This window comes from Pantoea sp. alder81, assembly GCF_020179835.1.
GTDB lineage: Bacteria > Pseudomonadota > Gammaproteobacteria > Enterobacterales > Enterobacteriaceae > Pantoea.
In genome coordinates this window covers 422,589-438,760 of the sequence record NZ_JAIUDA010000001.1, presented here as the reverse complement: position 1 = coordinate 438,760, position 16,172 = coordinate 422,589, and the positions used below count along the sequence as shown (strand labels likewise).

17 protein-coding genes are annotated in these 16,172 nt (G+C 57.5%); all 17 read right to left on the bottom strand.

The genetic code is table 11. The annotated features are described in order from the left end of the window. Positions 1-93: 93 nt before the first annotated feature. The gene (locus tag LBW88_RS02075; RefSeq protein WP_224929317.1) at positions 94-2,292 is read right to left on the bottom strand and encodes a TonB-dependent receptor; all 2,199 of its coding nucleotides are present in this window, start codon (positions 2,290-2,292) and stop codon (positions 94-96) included. Between the two features lie 359 nt (positions 2,293-2,651). Continuing rightward, on the bottom strand, positions 2,652-3,884 hold the full coding sequence (locus LBW88_RS02070) for a beta-ketoacyl-ACP synthase (protein WP_224930302.1): 1,233 nt from the start codon (positions 3,882-3,884) through the stop codon (positions 2,652-2,654). Beyond that, positions 3,884-4,615: a 3-ketoacyl-ACP reductase FabG2 gene (locus LBW88_RS02065; RefSeq protein WP_224929319.1), complete on the bottom strand. Its 732-nt coding sequence runs from the start codon at positions 4,613-4,615 to the stop codon at positions 3,884-3,886. The genes LBW88_RS02070 and LBW88_RS02065 overlap by 1 nt, the downstream gene beginning before the upstream one ends. Continuing rightward, a complete protein-coding gene (locus tag LBW88_RS02060; protein ID WP_224929321.1) occupies positions 4,612-5,085 on the bottom strand; it encodes a hotdog family protein in 474 nt (157 codons plus the stop codon). Before LBW88_RS02060 ends, LBW88_RS02065 begins: the two co-directional genes overlap by 4 nt. Then, positions 5,078-6,235 carry a beta-ketoacyl-[acyl-carrier-protein] synthase family protein gene (locus tag LBW88_RS02055; RefSeq protein WP_224929322.1) on the bottom strand — a complete coding sequence of 386 codons (1,158 nt, stop codon included), beginning with the start codon at positions 6,233-6,235 and terminating at the stop codon, positions 5,078-5,080. The genes LBW88_RS02060 and LBW88_RS02055 overlap by 8 nt, the downstream gene beginning before the upstream one ends. After that, positions 6,232-6,807: a DUF3261 domain-containing protein gene (locus LBW88_RS02050; RefSeq protein ID WP_224929325.1), complete on the bottom strand. Its 576-nt coding sequence runs from the start codon at positions 6,805-6,807 to the stop codon at positions 6,232-6,234. Before LBW88_RS02050 ends, LBW88_RS02055 begins: the two co-directional genes overlap by 4 nt. Then, on the bottom strand, positions 6,804-9,125 hold the full coding sequence (locus LBW88_RS02045; RefSeq protein WP_224929326.1) for an MMPL family transporter: 2,322 nt from the start codon (positions 9,123-9,125) through the stop codon (positions 6,804-6,806). The genes LBW88_RS02050 and LBW88_RS02045 overlap by 4 nt, the downstream gene beginning before the upstream one ends. Beyond that, positions 9,091-9,702, bottom strand: coding sequence for an outer membrane lipoprotein carrier protein LolA (locus LBW88_RS02040; RefSeq protein ID WP_224929328.1), 612 nt, complete (start codon positions 9,700-9,702; stop codon positions 9,091-9,093). The genes LBW88_RS02045 and LBW88_RS02040 overlap by 35 nt, the downstream gene beginning before the upstream one ends. Then, positions 9,699-10,115, bottom strand: a complete 417-nt coding sequence (locus LBW88_RS02035; RefSeq protein WP_224929330.1) for an acyl-CoA thioesterase — start codon at positions 10,113-10,115, stop codon at positions 9,699-9,701. Before LBW88_RS02035 ends, LBW88_RS02040 begins: the two co-directional genes overlap by 4 nt. Beyond that, positions 10,108-11,802 carry a glycosyltransferase family 2 protein gene (locus LBW88_RS02030; protein WP_224929333.1) on the bottom strand — a complete coding sequence of 565 codons (1,695 nt, stop codon included), beginning with the start codon at positions 11,800-11,802 and terminating at the stop codon, positions 10,108-10,110. The genes LBW88_RS02035 and LBW88_RS02030 overlap by 8 nt, the downstream gene beginning before the upstream one ends. Continuing rightward, entirely contained in the window at positions 11,796-12,143 is a 348-nt protein-coding gene (locus LBW88_RS02025) for a hydroxymyristoyl-ACP dehydratase (RefSeq protein ID WP_224929335.1), read from the bottom strand. The genes LBW88_RS02030 and LBW88_RS02025 overlap by 7 nt, the downstream gene beginning before the upstream one ends. Next, positions 12,130-13,455, bottom strand: a complete 1,326-nt coding sequence (locus LBW88_RS02020) for an AMP-binding protein (protein WP_224929337.1) — start codon at positions 13,453-13,455, stop codon at positions 12,130-12,132. The genes LBW88_RS02025 and LBW88_RS02020 overlap by 14 nt, the downstream gene beginning before the upstream one ends. Next, entirely contained in the window at positions 13,452-14,012 is a 561-nt protein-coding gene (locus LBW88_RS02015) for a hypothetical protein (RefSeq protein WP_224929339.1), read from the bottom strand. The genes LBW88_RS02020 and LBW88_RS02015 overlap by 4 nt, the downstream gene beginning before the upstream one ends. Positions 14,013-14,020: 8 nt before the next feature. Continuing rightward, entirely contained in the window at positions 14,021-14,275 is a 255-nt protein-coding gene (locus LBW88_RS02010; RefSeq protein ID WP_034820249.1) for an acyl carrier protein, read from the bottom strand. Between the two features lie 11 nt (positions 14,276-14,286). Then, a complete protein-coding gene (locus LBW88_RS02005) occupies positions 14,287-14,544 on the bottom strand; it encodes a phosphopantetheine-binding protein (RefSeq protein ID WP_224929342.1) in 258 nt (85 codons plus the stop codon). Positions 14,545-14,547: 3 nt separating this feature from the next. Further along, positions 14,548-15,348, bottom strand: coding sequence for a lysophospholipid acyltransferase family protein (locus LBW88_RS02000; RefSeq protein ID WP_224929345.1), 801 nt, complete (start codon positions 15,346-15,348; stop codon positions 14,548-14,550). Then, positions 15,338-16,069, bottom strand: a complete 732-nt coding sequence (locus tag LBW88_RS01995; protein WP_224929348.1) for a beta-ketoacyl synthase chain length factor — start codon at positions 16,067-16,069, stop codon at positions 15,338-15,340. Before LBW88_RS01995 ends, LBW88_RS02000 begins: the two co-directional genes overlap by 11 nt. Between the last annotated feature and the right edge of the window lie 103 nt (positions 16,070-16,172).

Genomic DNA, 16,172 nt, shown 5'->3' with positions numbered 1-16,172 from the left:
CGCACTGAGTGTAATGGAATGCGTGGCAAGGTACAGAATTATTTCAGTATAAAATGACAACAGGGACGCGATGGCGTCCCTGTTATGAGCGGATTAGAAATCGTAGCTCATTGAGACTTTCAATGTGCGAGGATCGCCCTGCGCCAGATAGGTGCCGGTGCCATCAACGTTGGCCCAGTACTTCTCATTGGTCACGTTATCCACACCCACGCGCCAGACCAGATCGTTCTGGCTGACCTTCATGCGGTAACGCACACCCAAGTCCAGCGTGGTGTAGCTATCCAGCTTCAAGGTATTCGCGGAGTTAGCGTACTGCGAGCCCGTATGATTCAACATCGCGGTGGCGGTCAGACCATCAATCGGTTTGATGTCATACTCTGCACCCAGCACATAATTGTAACGAGGCACACCAATCGCCTGTTTGTCATCATAGGTGCCGCCGGAGGTTTTGGTCATCACTGGATCGATCCAGGTTGCACTTGCATTCAGACGCAGACCCAGAACCGGCTCACCAAAGACATTGGCTTCCAGCCCACGGTGACGCTGCTCGCCATCCATCACATAAGCACCGTCGCTGTTTAACAGGCCTGATGGTTTCTTAATTTCAAACAGACCTAACGATCCACCCACGCGGCCAAAGTCGGTTTTGACACCGATTTCGTTTTGCTTAGAGTGGGCAACACCGGTCACGCTGCCGTAGTTGGTCGCGGTGTTAGGTGCCACGCTGCCTGGCTGCAAGGCTTCAGTATGGTTCGCGTAGAAGGAAACTTCTTTCCATGGTTTATAAACCACGCCATACGTTGGCATCCAGCGATCGTTGGTATAGCGAGACGCAACATCTTCCGCGCCAGTGCCGTAAGCATAATTACGCACTACCACTTTCTGATGGCGCGCACCCACGGTGAACAGCAGCGTATCGTCAAACACGCCTAACGTGTCACTCAGCAGATAACCTTGCGTACGTGTGCGAGCTGTCGTCAGCGGATCTGAGAATTTACCACCGGCGAAGGTTGCTGCCGGCTCTGCGACATCGCCGCTGTTGTAAATGTTGAACGGCGTGCCGACCAGCGACATGTTGTAGGCGTTTTTGGCATTAGTGGTTAATGCTGAATAGCCCACATTGACTTTATGACTGACGAAACCGGTGTGGAAATCACCGCGCAGACCCACCATACCGCTCATGTTGTCCTGAATGCGGTTGGAGTAGAAGCTGCTGATAGTGCCATCACCATTGGTGTCGGCAACCGTTGGCGAACCATAGTTACCGGTTTCATGGGCGTGCTGTGCACCCAGTCCGGCATAGGCCGTCCAGCTATCGGTGATATCGTATTCCGCTTTCGCCATTCCGAATTCGGATTCCATATCGCTATACACCCATTTCTGGCTGTAGTTATGCGAATTGGAGGGAACTTCTGGAATGAAGTCGCCGAATTTCACGCCCTGCAGCGCATCATGATAGGTCTTTTTCTGATAGCCCACGTCCAGTGAGGTGCGCAGACGATCGCCACGATAATCCAGGCCCAATGATGCTGCCGTGGTGCGTTTCTTTTCGCCATCGACGCCAGTCTCACCTTCGCGATGGACTGCATTGAAACGTACGCCAAACTGGTTGTTATCACCGAAACGACGACCTACATCCAGCGTTCCGCCGACCTGAGAAGAAGAGGTGTAATCCACGCCAACGCGGGTGATCGGCGTATCTTCCGCGTGCTTCGGCTCAAGGTTGATCATGCCACCAACGCCAGATGACGCCGCGCCGTTGACCAGGCTGTTAGCGCCTTTGAAAATTTCGACACGATCAATCAGGGAAGCGTCCATCACCTGACGCGGCACCACGCCTGCCAGGCCACCGTATGTCATATCATCGCCATCCAGCTCGAAGCCACGGATGCGATAAGCCTCGGCAAAGTTACCGTAGCCTTTAACATTCTGAACGCCTGCGTCATTACGCACCACGTCAGCAATGGTTTTTGCCTGCTGGTCCTGAATCATCTTCGAGGTGAAGCCGATGACGTTAAACGGCACGTCCATGGCATTCTGCTCACCCAGCATGCCGAGGCGGCCGCCGTGGGCGATTTGCCCGTCAAGGAACGCAGGGACTAAATCGTTGCCGCCGGATTTAAAATCAGCTTGTGGCGTCGCGGTCACGGTCAGCGTCTGCTGCTCGTTTTTGGCCGCGGTTGAAGACGTTGTGGTGTTGGTGGTAGCAGCCATCACTGGCAAACAACCGGCACTGACCAGAACAGCAAGCAGCGTCGGTTTCAGTCCGGGATTGAAAGGCGAAGTACGCATGGATATCCCCTGATACGAAATATATTGATAATCATTTTTATTACGGTTTGCGATTATGCGGAGTGCTAATCCGAAAGCAAGCAAAATCGCTGAACTTTCTCAACTAAGCGTGGTCTGGAGCGCTTATTTGTTAAGAAAGCGAAAACACCGGGCGCTAATTGTACTTACCACTGTGATTTCACTGAGGAAGTGTGGGGATTTAAGGCCGGGGAAAATGAAAGTGCAGCGGCTTCGTTGATTGAAACCGCTGGTAGTCTGGGGGATTAAGGCGTTGTGACTTCGTTGATTGAAACCGCTGACAGTCGGAGAATTTAGGCGTCGCGGCCTCAATTACTTAAACCGCTGACAGTTGTGAATATTCAGGCGTCGCGCCAGCGTTTAAACACCAGCGAGGTGTTGATACCCCCGAAGGCAAAGTTGTTAGATTGAATATAATCGGTATCGATCGAGCGTGATTCGCCGATGATATAATCCAGATCGCCGCACTCTGCTGCGGGCTGCGTCAGATTCAGTGTGGGCGCAAACCACCCTTCTCGCATCATCTCAATGCTCATCCAGGCTTCCAACGCGCCGCAGGCTCCGAGCGTGTGGCCAAAGTAGCTTTTCAGCGATGAAATCGGCGTGTTATTGCCAAATATCGCTGCCGTGGCCTGACTCTCTGCGATATCGCCGCGATCGGTCGCCGTGCCATGGGCGTTGATATAACCAATCTGTTCCGGCGTGACGCCCGCCATTTTCAGTGCGCGTTCGATGCAAATCTGCATGGTTTCACGCTGCGGCTGGGTAATATGCGCCGCATCGCAGTTGGTGTGGAAACCCACCAGCTCGGCGTAAATCGTCGCGCCGCGTGCCTGGGCATGCTCCAGCGATTCGAGAATCAAAGTTCCCGCGCCTTCGCCAATCACTAACCCATCGCGCTGTTGGTCAAACGGTGACGGTGATGAATGCGGTGCATCGTTACGTTGGCTGGTGGCAAACAGCGTATCAAACACCGCCGCTTCAGAAGGACACAACTCCTCCGCACCGCCTGCCACCATCACAGTTTGATAACCATGGCGGATCGCTTCCCACGCATAGCCAATTGCCTGACTGCCCGAAGTACAGGCGCTGGAGGTGGGGATCACCCGGCCACGCAGGCCAAAGAACAGCCCGGCGTTCACCGCTGTGGTGTGCGGCATCATCTGCACATAGGTGGTGCCGGTGATGTTATTGGTGTGCTTTTCCGTCAGCATGGTGGCGAATTCGCTGACCGGGCCAGTACTGCCGGTGGAAGAGCCATAAGCAATGCCGGTTTCACCGCTGGTCAACACCGGATGATCGATCAAGCCCGCCTGTTCCAGCGCCAGCTCGGTGGCGCGCGTCGCCATTAACGACACACGACCCATCGAACGAATGCGTTTGCGCGTATAGTGCGCGGGCAGTTCGAAGTTATCGACCGGGGCACCGAGCAAGGTATGCAAGCCGTCGTAAATCTGCCATTCCGGCATTTTACGCACCGCATTTTGCCCCTGTTTGATGCGCGCAGCCACCGCTGGCCAGTTTTCGCCAAAGGCGGTGACGCCTCCCATTCCGGTTACCACGACCCGCTGCATCACAGCATACCTCCATTGATTGAAATCACCTGACGCGTCACGTAGCCCGCAATGTCTGACATCAGATAGCTGGCGAGTCCGGCGACTTCCTCAGCCGCGCCCATGCGCTTCATCGGGATGATCTTCAGCGCTTCGTCGATCACCATCGGCTCCAGATCCGTCATGCCGGTATCGATTAAGCCCGGTGCTATGCAGTTCACGGTGATTTTGCGTTTCGCTAACTCGATGGCCAGCGCTTTGGTGGCACCGATAATCCCGGCTTTAGCCGCGCTGTAGTTGACCTGGCCACGGTTGCCCATGATACCGGACACCGAGGATAAGGTGATGATACGGCCGCCTTTACGCAGACCAATCATCGGCATCACACAGGGATGAATCACATTGTAGAAGCTGTCGAGGTTAGTGTGGATCACGCTGTCCCACTCGTCCTCGGTCAGGGCCGGAAATGCACCGTCACGGGTAATACCGGCATTGTTCACCACGCCGTAATAGGCGCCGTGCTCCGCGATGTCATTTTCAATCGCATTGCGCGTGGCCTCACGTTCGGCCACGTCAAACTGCAGGATGCGCCCCATGCCACCCGCGCCAGTGATGTCCGCCAGCGTCTGTTGTGCGCCCGCCGCATCACGGTGGTAATGCACCACCACGTTGAAACCGTCCTGCGCCAGACGAAGCGCGATGGCGCGGCCAATCCCTTTACTCGCGCCGGTCACTAATACGCTGCGTGTCATGGCTGCATCCCTTGTTGTAATTGATTAAGTTCCTGTTCATCCGGCTGATAGGTATTCAGCCGACCGCTGGCAAGGACCCTGTCCTGGCTGCGGATTTCGCCTTCGAAGCTGCCGAGCTTGTCGTCACGCATTAACAGATGCATCTCCACCCGCAGCGTGATGTCTGCGGCAAAGGTGGCGGCTGTGGCACGATAGCCGCGCCCGCCTAATAACATACCGGGCCGGATATCCCGATCGCCGCGCTGGCGGGCATGAAACCCAGACCAAACGCCGACGGTCTGCGCCATGATCTCGACGCCAAACCACGCGGGCAGTTCGCCCTGTGCATTGAGAAACGGAGCGAGTACGCCATGGTGGTTGATCGTCACTTCACACACTACGCGCTCGTCGCTGACCTGAATCACGCGATCCAGCAGCAGCATCGGTGCACGGTGCGGCAGATAATCGCCCACCGGCAGAAAATCAGTCATGAGGCTTTCCTACAATCAGGCAGGTGTTATTCCCGCCAAAAGCAAAAGAGTTTGAAGCAATGATCGGACGCGCCAGCGGCTGCGGTGAAGTCAGCAATCCGCAATCAGGCAGCGTGCTATCCAGAGTAGTGGCGCTAAAATCCTGCGCCGGTAACGCCAGATTTTGTTGCACGATAAGTGCCGCTAGCGCCGCCTCGGTCGCACCTGCCGCGCCGAGCGTGTGGCCGGTCAGATGTTTGGTTGAGCTGCACGGCACGCTATCGCCAAACAGGCGATGAATCACGCCTGATTCGACCTGATCGTTGAGCGGCGTCGCGGTGCCGTGCAGATTAATGTAGCCAATATCCTGCGGCTCTAATTCGGCTTGCTTTAGCGCCATCTTCATCGCCTGCTCAGCGCCAATGCCTTCAGGATGCGGAGCCGACATATGCCAGGCATCCGAAGATTCACCCGCGCCAAGCAACGCCAGCGGCTGCGGTTCACGCGTCAGCAACAGCAGCGCCCCTGCCTCGCCAATCGAGATACCGTCACGCTCTGCGCTGAACGGCGCACACTGGCGCTCGGATAACGAATCCAGGCTGGCAAAGCCGTTAATTGGCATGCGGCTCAGCGAATCCGCGCCACCCACCAGCGCCACATCCACCAGACCAGCCTCAATCAGGCGCTGTCCGCTGATCAACGCGCGAGCGCTGGAGGAACAGGCGGTGGAAATGGTGTACGCAGGGCCATCCAGCTCAAGGTAGTGCGCCAGAAAACGCGACGGGTCGCCCAACTCCTGCATGCAGTAATCGTAACCCGGCAAGCCACCGTCGACCTGACGATCGCCCTCGTCCACGCCCGAGGTGCTGGTGCCCAGCACCACCGCGACACGTTCACGGCCAAAGCGGGCAATCGCGTCATCGACAGCCGGGCGGATCTGCGCCAGTGCCGCCAGCAGCAGCTGATTATTCCGCGTGTCATGCGCGGCAAGGGCGGCGGGCACTGGCGGCAGTTCGCCCGGCACCTCGCCCAGCCAGCAGGTTTTCTCTTGCTGCAACCAGCCTTCGCGCGGCTGCATACCAGGAGCCTGGCCTGACGTCAGCTGTGCGGCAATCTTCTCTAGCGAGTTTCCGAGCGCATTCACCATGCCAAACGCCGAAATGTAGATCATGAAGATGCGTCCAGATGCTGGATTTGAATTTGATAACCGAAGGCGCGCTGGTCGATGCTGATCGGTTCACGCACGGTTCCCCGCTGCAGATAGCGAATCAGCGTCACCACGTTACCGGCAGGATCGCGCAACTCACGACGATCGCCCTCGTCGACCAACTGCCAGCCCGGCGGCAACTGCGGCTGCCATGCACTGAGCGGCCAGTGGCTCAGCATCACATCTGCCAGTACCTGACTGGCTGGCGGCATTTCAGGCAGCGCCATCATCTGCTGAGTATGAATACCGTTCTTATCATAGGTCACGCGGAACAAGCGAATGCCCAGCGAGGACAAGCCTGCCAGGCTAACTTGCTGCGAATCAGCGCTCAGCAGCACCAGCAGTGACTGGGTTTTGCCTTTGGCGTGGCCGGTCAGCAGTTGCTGCTGCTGAAACGCGGGTGAGATGCCCGGCGCAGGCAAAGTCACGCGGACGCCCGGTTTTAGCCACGCGGTGGGCCGTTCGGATGGGCTGTCATGTTTTGCACAGCCGCTCAACAGCAGGCTCAGCATCAATAACAAAGCACCTGTTTTCATCGTTGCTTCCTTTTCCCGGGGGCCAGCGCCAGTGGAGCCAGCAAGAATGCACAAAAGATCCCGCTGCATAATACGGTGCCAAAACCACTGATTGCCGCCGTGCTGCTGAACACCAGCATGCCCAGCGTCAGGAGTGTGGTCATCATCGCCAGCGTAACCGCCAGCATTGAGGTGAGCGGCGTACCGCGTGGATTACTGAAGAACAGCGTGTAATTAATACCGATGCCGAGCACCAGAATCAGCGCCAGTAAGGCGAATAAGTTCAGGCTCGCGCCGATCCAGCCTAACGTCGCCAGCGCCGCTGCCAGCGACAGCCAGGATGGCAAGGCGCTACGTAAACCTGCCTGCAAACCAAGTCGTACGATGTAACTCACGGTGATCAGCAGCAGCGCCAGCCCCAACAGGCCACTCAGCAGCGTGCGCCAGAAACGGAACAGTTCATCGTAGCTGGCTTTGCGATCGACCCAGCTCACGCCCGCCTGCTGCGTTGCTAAGTCCAGTAACGCAGCACTGTTTTTCACGCCATTTACCGGCACCAACACGCTGCTACGTCCATCCGGCAGCGACAGCCATAGCAAACGCCAACCCTCGCTAAGTGGACTCGCCAGCCAGTCATCGGCATTGACTGGCATCGCCGCCAGATCGGCATTGGCTAAAGTGATGCCCGCCTGCTTTAACCGCGTCAGGATGTCTGGCGCGGCCTGCTGCAGCAGTTGCAGATCCTGCTGTTGCTGGTCCAGCGAATTAAGCGGCAAGATACGATAACCCGCCATCCAGCCTTGCTGTTGCGCCAGTTGCAACTTTGGCGTCAGGGCGCTGAGACGCTGTAATGCCTGCTGTTCATTATCGCCCCACACCACAAACCAGGTTTGATCGGCCTGCTGACCCGTCAGCTGTGCCAGTTGGCGATCCTGTGCCAGCAATTTAGCCGGAGCGCTCTGCAGATGGGCAATATCGTCATCGACGTGCAGCTGAATCATGCCGCTCAATGCATAGATCGCCACCAGCAGCGGCAATCCAACTTTCAACAGCTTGTTGCGACGCCATGCCGCTAACCAGCGCGCCAGCCACACCATTCCGGGAATCGGTCGCACTGGCAGGCCGCGTACCAGCCATGGATAAAAACAGATCACCGTCAGGCAAGACGCACTTAACCCGCTGGCGGCGAACACCGCCAGTTGGCGCAAACCGGGGAATGGCGCCAGCAACATCAGCAGCCAGGCAATCGCCGTGGTGCCCAGTGCCAGTAATAAGGTAGCGCGCACTTTGTGCAGGCTTTGCCACGGCGTGGATTGCTCGCCGTGCACCATGCGTTCGGTCAGGTAATACAGGGTATAATCGGCCGAGATGCCGACAATGCTGAGGCTCATCACTAAAGTCGTGAGATGCAGCTCACCAAAACAGATTAAGGTCAGCACCGTGCCGGCCATCGCGCCTATCGCCACCGAGAGCGCACACAGCGCCAGCGGCCGCAACGAGCGGAACACCAGCCACACCAGCAGCAACAAGCCTGCCAGCGTCACGCTGCCAAGCGTTTCAACATCATGCTGCGCGCGCTGGCTGGCATCATCGCTGAACAGCACCGTGCCGCGCGTTAACAGCTGCGCATCCGGCCAACGCGTTTTCAACTGCTGTTCCAGCTGGTTGAGGGCGGTCACCAGCTGATGGCTCTGCTGAATGCTAAAGGCATTGCTGGCCAGTTCGCCGTGCAGGAAATACCAGCGACGCTGTTGGGCATCATTCACGGTTAGCCAGCCGTTATGCAGCACCATTTTGCTGGCGTTCTGCTGCAATGCCAGCTGCGCGCCACGCACCAGCATTAACGGATCGTTTTGGATCTCTTTACTGCCGACACCAGCAAACGCTGAGAACAGCTGCGCCAGAATCCAGTCGGCTTGTGCTGTGCCACCGTTTTGCAAACGCGCTCGCGTCAACGGATCGATCAGGCCATTGCGATGCTGGAAAGCGTAGGTGCCCCAACGCTGCATCTGATCCTCATCCAACGCACCGCTGACCTGTTTCAGCATCGGCAGCGCCTGCAGCTGCGCTTGCCACCACTCTGCCACTTCATCGCCATGCGCATCATCGGCGCTCACCAGCCACACCAGTTGGCGATCCAGCCGCTGCATAAAGCCTTGCTGAATCTCTGCCGGCGCCTGCCCGAGATTTTGTTGCGGCAGTAAAGCCAGCACGCTGCTATTTAGCTGGCTGCGCGGCAACATAATGGCAAGGGCCACTGCCAGCACCAGACACACTGTCAGCCACAACAGCGCAGCAGTTTTCTCACTGCGCTGGGGCAAAACGCGCTCGCTCTTCATCAGTCAGTTGTTTTGGCTCGGTGCGGGTATCACTCAGGGTGATGGCGGTTTTATCGCCCTGCTTATCATCCAGCGTAATGCGGTTGAGGAAGGCCGCGCCCTGCAGATCAATGCGGTTGAAGATTTTATTCAGCGGCGCCGCTTTCGGTGTCAGGCTCAACTGCCATTGATCATTGCCTTGATCGCGGAAATTGAGTTCGAAATTCTCGCGCAGCACCTTTTCGTCGGCCTGGAACAAGGCGCGCAGCAGATGATTGAACTGAAACATCTGCGGATTGCTGTCGGCGGTGATCACCTGCGGCGGCTGACCACTCATGCTCTGCACCATACGCTTATCATCGAGAATCAAGGTCATGACAAACGGCGTGGCCTGATGCCACCATAAACCTTGCTGTTGGGCGATTAACAACTGGCCGCGCGACACCAGCGGCTGCGACATACCAGAAATGGTGCGCACCTGCTCGAAATTGGCACGGATCACTTGCTGGCTGGCAAAACGCTGCTGCAACTGTTCCAGCGTCACGGCATGCGCGCTAGCACAGATGAGTGTTAGCAGTAAGCAAAATAGTCTGATCACGGTTTAACTCCCAAACGCTCAAACAAAATGTCTGGCGAAACGAAATTCATCTCCTGACTCACCGCATCCACCGCCACCTGCAAGGTATGCGCTTTGGTGGTGATCTGGCCCGCGGCATTGCGGATCACATAATCGATACGCAGGCGGTTCTCGTATTCTGTAATACTGGCTTCGACACGGATCACCTCTTCGCAGCGCAGCGGCTGACGGTATTTAACGCGCGTGTCTACCACCGGCCAGACAAAACCGCTGGCGGTCATCTCACCGTAGCTGTAGTTGATGCTGCGCAACAGCGCTTCACGCGCCACTTCAAAAAAACGGAAATAGTTGCCGTGCCACACCACGCCCATCGGGTCACAGTCGTGGAACGACACGGTTAATTCAACCTCAGCGCGCCAGATACGTTCACTCATCGCGGCTCTTCTCCTCTGGTAATGTCCAGAAATCGTAAAAGTTAAACCAGTCCAGCGGCGCCATCAGCGCATGCTGTTGCAGTCGTTCGGCGTAGCGATCCACCGTGGCCTGCAGCGCCGCCTGTCGTTGGGCGCGCGGCAGCAGGATCGGATCGGCGAACGGTTCACAGTGCACGCGCAGTCGACCCTGTTCACGCAGGGCAAACATCAACAGCACCGGACAGCGCAACGCAGCGGCCAGCACAAAAGGCCCCTGCGGAAACGGCGCCGGACGGCCCATAAATTCACTCCACACCACGCGGCGTTCGCCCCCGCGCTGGCGATGCACGGCGGTACGATCGCCAACAATCGCCACCCATTCACCGGCATCCAGTTTTTGCTGCAGCAGGATGGCGGTATCCGGGCCGATATCAGTGACCGGCATCAGATTCACCCCGGCCTGCGGTGCAATGCTCTCCAGCACCTCGCGAAAACGCTGGGCGTTGTCGGTAAACACCAGCGCGTTGATCACCAGACCGCTGATCTGCTTTGCCATGGCGCGGCAGGCCTCGATATCCCCCAGATGCGACGCGAGGATCAAATGTCCTTTGCCATCTGCAGCACGGATGACCGCTTCGGCACCCGGCGCAAAATCAATATCGCGCCCCCACTGCACATCTCCGCGCCAGCTGGCCACTTTGTCCAGCATGCTGTAACCAAAGCGCAGAAAGTGGCGATAGCTATTGATTGGCGTTGGCAGCGCAATCTGCTGTTTGCTGGCTTCGGCCTGTACCCGCGTCAGCCACTGCTGAGAAGCGGCACGCGCTTGACGTCCGCTCAGCCAGTAAACCGCCACCACCGGCCACAGCAACAGCACAAACGGCAGCCGCCCCGCGCGACGATACAGCCACAGCATAAATCGCAATCCGCTCTGGCCACGGCGTTCTGGCGTAGCGGACCAGTGCTGTGCTGTTTTACGGCGGCTCAGTAGCTGTGGGATGCGCGGCAACATGCCAAAGAACAGGCGCGTGTGCATCCATGAGATACGCAGGTTGTCGTACAGCGCATCAAAATGCGACAGGCCACTTTCCGGATAGGTGACGCGCGTGCTGATAAAGCGGCTCGGCGTGCCCTGCCAGTACAAGCGCACCATGATTTCGGTGTCGAAATCCATGCGCTGGCCAATCGGGCGACGGTCACACAGTTGCAGTGACGGTTGCAGCGGATAGACGCGGAATCCGCACATGCTGTCTTTTAGCGAGAATGACAGGGTTTCGATCCACACCCAAAAATGAGTGATGTAACGGCCGTATAAGCGGGATTTAGGAATGGAATCATCGTATACAGGCTGGCCGGAGACCAGGCAATCGGGATGGTTTTCCGCTTCCGCCAGCATGCGCGGCGTGTCTTCGACCTGATGCTGACCATCTGCGTCGAGTTGCAGCGCGTGGCTATACCCTGCCGCGGCGGCTCTGCGCATCCCAGCGATCACCGCCGCGCCTTTGCCTTGATTCACCGGTAAAGTGAGGATATCCAGCTGCGGGGCATCGAGCGCGGCAATTTGCTGCTGAGTCTGCGCATCGCTGCCGTCATCGATAATAATCACCGGCAGATTAAAGGGGGCCAGCCGCGCCAGTACCGAGGCCAGCATGGCGCCGTGGTTGTAGCAGGGAATCAGAACACAGGGTTTGAAAGACGCACTCAGCACAGGCGAATCTTCCCGCTGCTGGCAATCTCAGCGCTGTCCGCGCGAATCAGGCTGTAGCTGAAGCTCAGCAGTGATTTTTCTTCCTGCCAGTTCAGCTGTAGCTCCAGCTCCGCATCTGGCGGCACCGGCTGCTGAAATTTGATGTTCTCAATTGAGCGGAAGTGTTTACCAATCGCCAGACGCGACAGGCCATAATGCAGCGCCCAATCGAGCTGCGCGACGCCAGGTAAAATCGGTAACGTCGGGAAGTGGCCGCGGAACCAAAACAGATCGGCGGCAGCATGCAGGCGCAACGTCAGCGTCGCGCCCTGCTGCTGGGCGTTGAGTTCAACCGGCAACATCAAACAGTTCCTCAATTTGGGGCCAGGCGCGCTTACTTTGCGCCGTAACCGGAATCGCGTTGACCACTCGCCAGTATCGCGGCATGGCGACCGGCTCTAGCCAGGGTTGCAGCGCAAGTTTCCATTGTTTCTTACGTTGGGTCAGCGTTGCGGCATCCAGCGTGTCCGGTAAGGCCAGCACCACGCCAATCGCCTGACGGCCATGACGCTGAATCGCCAGAGCGGCCGCGTCTTCTACGCCGGGCAAGGCTAGCAGACGCCGTTCAATCTCGCTCAGTGAGACGCGCTTATCTTCAATCTTCACCACCCGATCCTGACGGCCTGCCAGCTGAAAGGCACCGGAGGGCTGTTGCACGATGCGATCGTCGAGTGGCCAACCTTCGGTGGTTTCCAGCAGAGCCGAAAACACCCGCCAGCCGGATGCCTGCTGTACCAGCTTAACCTCAGGGAAACAGTGCCATGGGGCGTTTTCCGCCTGCGCACAGCGCCAGCCAATCACGCCGGTTTCGGTGCTACCGTAGATCTCATCCACCGCACAATCGAAGGCGCGCTGAGCATGTTGTGCATCAGCCCAAGGCAATGCCCCGCCTGCGGAAACAATCAGCGCACATGACGGTGCATCCAGGGCAGGATCGAGGCGGCGTAGAAAGGCCGGGCTGCTAATAAAAGCGTAGCGACGATCGCGGTGCTGATCGGCCAGTTGTTCACCGTAAAAAATTTGCTGGGCGGCGAGCGGCAAGCTCAGTGCCATCGGCAACACAATGCGAAACGTCAGGCCATACAGATGTTGATGGCTCACCGAGGCAATCACGTGGCATTGCTGCAGTCGATCGGCCCATAACTCCGCCAGCCACTGCGCTTCAAGATCGAGTGCACGCAGTGATTTCACTACGCAGCGGGGCGTGCCGGTGGAACCAGAGGTGAACAGCACCAGCGAGGCATCTCCGGCGATGGCAGGCAGTTCGCCCAGCGCCAGTGCGCCGTCCCAGCGCAACTGCGGCAGGGAAACCGCCAGTGGCATATCACTGATCACACCATCCAGCTGATCGGCCATCTCTTCCAGCTGCGCGGCGCGACAATGTCCGGGGATCACCGGTGTTTTACCAGCGTGCCATAGCGCCAGCAGCGCCGCCGTGAAGTGGTAACTGTTATCGAAGCACAACGCCCAGTGCTGGCCCGGCAGCCGTTGCAGTGTTTCCACTAACGCCAGCACCTGCTGACGCATCTCCGATAACCAATGCTGTTGCTGCCCTTGCCAGGCCACCACACGATCCGGCGCAGCCAGCCAGTCGCGGATACTCACCACCTTCATGCCTTGTTCCTCATACGCTGACGCAGCAACCATTCGCCGCCCATCAGCGTGCCCATCAGCAGATAGCTGATGCACCCATTCCAGAGTGTCCACAGCGAGAGATCATTGAGCAGACAAGTGACCAACGCCACGCTGCCATTAATAATGAAAAACCCACACCATACCTGTGTCACGCGGCGCGTATAACGCACGGCCCGCGCGGGCAAAGCCGGTTCACGCAGCCGCGCTAAACGCTCGACCAACGGCATGGGGCTCCACAAAGATGTGCCAAACAGCAGCAGCATCAGCCCATTCACGACTACCGGATACCACAGCAACAAATGCTGACTGCGCAACATCATGCTGGCGAGGCACAGTAACGTGCCCACCAGTGCCAGCAACAGCATTACCCGGCCCATCGCACCCTGCGCGTGTCGTAACTGCCAGATGCGCCAGCCAAACAGCAAGGCTAACAGAGCAATCACGCCGCGCCATTGCGGATGGGTGACGGCAAGCCACACCAGAAACGGCCAGGCCAGCAGGGCCAGACCATTTAACAGGCGCAGAAATGCTGTCATGCCGGGAATCAGGCTTCGTCGCGCATCAGTTGATCGACGGCGTCCACCACATCCTGCACGGTGCGAACGGCACGGAAGGCTTCGGGTTTGATTTTACGGCCGGTACGTTTTTGCAGGTGCACCACCATATCGACCGCATCGATGCTGTCGAGTTCGAGGTCTTCATACAGACGGGCATCCGGGCGGATATCATCGGCATCAATTTCAAACAGCGAGGTGAGCAGCGAGGCCACTTCCTGGTAAATTTCGTCTTTATTCATCATCTTGACTGTTCTCAGGCTTGCTGTTGTTCTACAAACGCGGCCAGCGTGGCCACGGAAAAAAAGTGCGCGCGTAAGGTTTCGCTTTCTGCGGAAAGCTGTACGCCGAAGCGATTTTTCACCGCCAGTCCCAGCTCAAGGGCATCGATAGAATCGAGTCCCAGCCCTTCACCAAACAAAGGCGCGTCGGTTTCTATATCGTCCGGGCTGATATCTTCCAGATTCAGCGTGTCGATAATCATCAGTTTGATCTCGTCAATCAGTGCTTGCATAACTTACTTTGTCTCTTCAGGGACCAGTGCCTGTTGCAGGTGACGCGTCAGTCGACGCGCAGCGAGCGGCTGTGCATCTTCATCGGCTTCACTGAAGGCCTGGCTATCAATACGCGATTGTACGCGTACAGTAAAAAGTGGTTTAACCAGCGGAATCTGATACCAGCGACTTTGCTTATCGAGCATACGCTGGGTGCAGCTAATATGTACCACGCGCAGATCGCATCCGGCACGCACCGCAATATTGGCGGCACCACGTTGCAGCTTCAGCGGTTCACCGTAACGGGTGCGCGTGCCTTCAGGAAAAATCAGGATGGTATCGCCGCGCGCAAGGCGTTGCTGGCTATCCGGCAGCAAGGTATCAGCCTCGCTGTTAATCAGATAATCGGCAGATTTGATGACGCCATTAAAAAAAATATTGTGCTGCAGTTCGGCCTTCACCAGACAATCCATTTCCGGCAGTACCGAGGCAATCATCACGTAATCAATTAACGAAGGATGATTAGCGACGATCAGACAGCCGCGATCCTGGCGCAGCAACTCTGCACCAATAATCTGATAATCGTAGACACCGACAAAGCGACAGAAACGCAGGAAACAGCGGAAGCTCCACGCAATGCTGCTGCGTGCAATCTGACGACGGCGCAGGCCATCGCGCTGAATCAAAAGTAGCAGGTTAAACCAGGTCACAGACAGCAGCAGACCGCCCACGCTGAACAGCGTAAAGCTCACGGCGGTCATCACCAGTCGCCAGTAAAAGTTGCAGCCAGCACGCCAGCGCTGGGCAAGCGAATTATCCGCCATCATGGCGCTCCCATTGCCACAGATGACGTTCACCGGCAATCGTCATTCGCGCGTCGTCCCGCAGCATTGCCCGCAGGAATTGCAGACTTTGCGGTAACGCTTCAGGCTCAGGCCGTGCAGATTCTGCTGTACAGCGCCACTCATCGCCGGATTGCAGCAACAGTGCCACCGCGTAAGGCGCATTGAAGCGATCAATTTCGGGTAGCCAGGGCTGATAATAGGCGGGCACGACGCCATCGAAATCCACCAGCAGCACCTGCGCATAACCCGCCTGATGCAGAGCCGTGACTTCAAGTAACCCCTGTTGAAAACTGTCCATTCCCGCTGAAATCGATGAAGAGACCAGCGGTTGTTTCGCCGCTATGGTTAAACTGCCCACCGCAGAGTTATGCACCGACATGGCGAAATCGGTCGGCGACAGCGCCTGTTGATCTTTTAACGCCGTCAGTATGCGCAGATTACGCTCCAGCTCACCGTGGCGGCTGGTGAACACAATGGCATCCACCGATTGACGCGCGAGAAGCGTCAGTCCGCACTCCACAGCTGCACGGCTGCCCGCACTCAGGCGACGCGCAGTCATCATCGGCAAAAATTGGGGTTTGGCGATCGGTAAGGTGGCGTCCAGCGCAGGCAGTTGCCTGGCCCAGTGCTGCCACTCATCGGCAGTGCTGTGACCCGGTGCAATCGCGTGCCAGTCAACCAGAGTGTAAGCGAGTTTCATACCTGTATTCTTTCTTCAGCCTCAGGGATGGTCAGACTTTCGCTGTGCGGCATCCCTTCCCTGCTTGCGTTCGAGTCCGTCATCCGTCTCATGCGGATGTCGC

Coding starts and splice junctions, on each gene's coding strand:
- LBW88_RS02075 (WP_224929317.1), bottom strand. CDS start 2,292: ATGCGTACTTCGCCTTTCAATCCCGGACTGAAACCGACGCTGCTTGCT.
- LBW88_RS02070 (WP_224930302.1), bottom strand. CDS start 3,884: ATGCAGCGGGTCGTGGTAACCGGAATGGGAGGCGTCACCGCCTTTGGC.
- LBW88_RS02065 (WP_224929319.1), bottom strand. CDS start 4,615: ATGACACGCAGCGTATTAGTGACCGGCGCGAGTAAAGGGATTGGCCGC.
- LBW88_RS02060 (WP_224929321.1), bottom strand. CDS start 5,085: ATGACTGATTTTCTGCCGGTGGGCGATTATCTGCCGCACCGTGCACCG.
- LBW88_RS02055 (WP_224929322.1), bottom strand. CDS start 6,235: ATGATCTACATTTCGGCGTTTGGCATGGTGAATGCGCTCGGAAACTCG.
- LBW88_RS02050 (WP_224929325.1), bottom strand. CDS start 6,807: ATGAAAACAGGTGCTTTGTTATTGATGCTGAGCCTGCTGTTGAGCGGC.
- LBW88_RS02045 (WP_224929326.1), bottom strand. CDS start 9,125: ATGAAGAGCGAGCGCGTTTTGCCCCAGCGCAGTGAGAAAACTGCTGCG.
- LBW88_RS02035 (WP_224929330.1), bottom strand. CDS start 10,115: ATGAGTGAACGTATCTGGCGCGCTGAGGTTGAATTAACCGTGTCGTTC.
- LBW88_RS02025 (WP_224929335.1), bottom strand. CDS start 12,143: ATGTTGCCGGTTGAACTCAACGCCCAGCAGCAGGGCGCGACGCTGACG.
- LBW88_RS02020 (WP_224929337.1), bottom strand. CDS start 13,455: ATGAAGGTGGTGAGTATCCGCGACTGGCTGGCTGCGCCGGATCGTGTG.
- LBW88_RS02015 (WP_224929339.1), bottom strand. CDS start 14,012: ATGACAGCATTTCTGCGCCTGTTAAATGGTCTGGCCCTGCTGGCCTGG.
- LBW88_RS02010 (WP_034820249.1), bottom strand. CDS start 14,275: ATGATGAATAAAGACGAAATTTACCAGGAAGTGGCCTCGCTGCTCACC.
- LBW88_RS02005 (WP_224929342.1), bottom strand. CDS start 14,544: ATGCAAGCACTGATTGACGAGATCAAACTGATGATTATCGACACGCTG.
- LBW88_RS02000 (WP_224929345.1), bottom strand. CDS start 15,348: ATGGCGGATAATTCGCTTGCCCAGCGCTGGCGTGCTGGCTGCAACTTT.
- LBW88_RS01995 (WP_224929348.1), bottom strand. CDS start 16,069: ATGAAACTCGCTTACACTCTGGTTGACTGGCACGCGATTGCACCGGGT.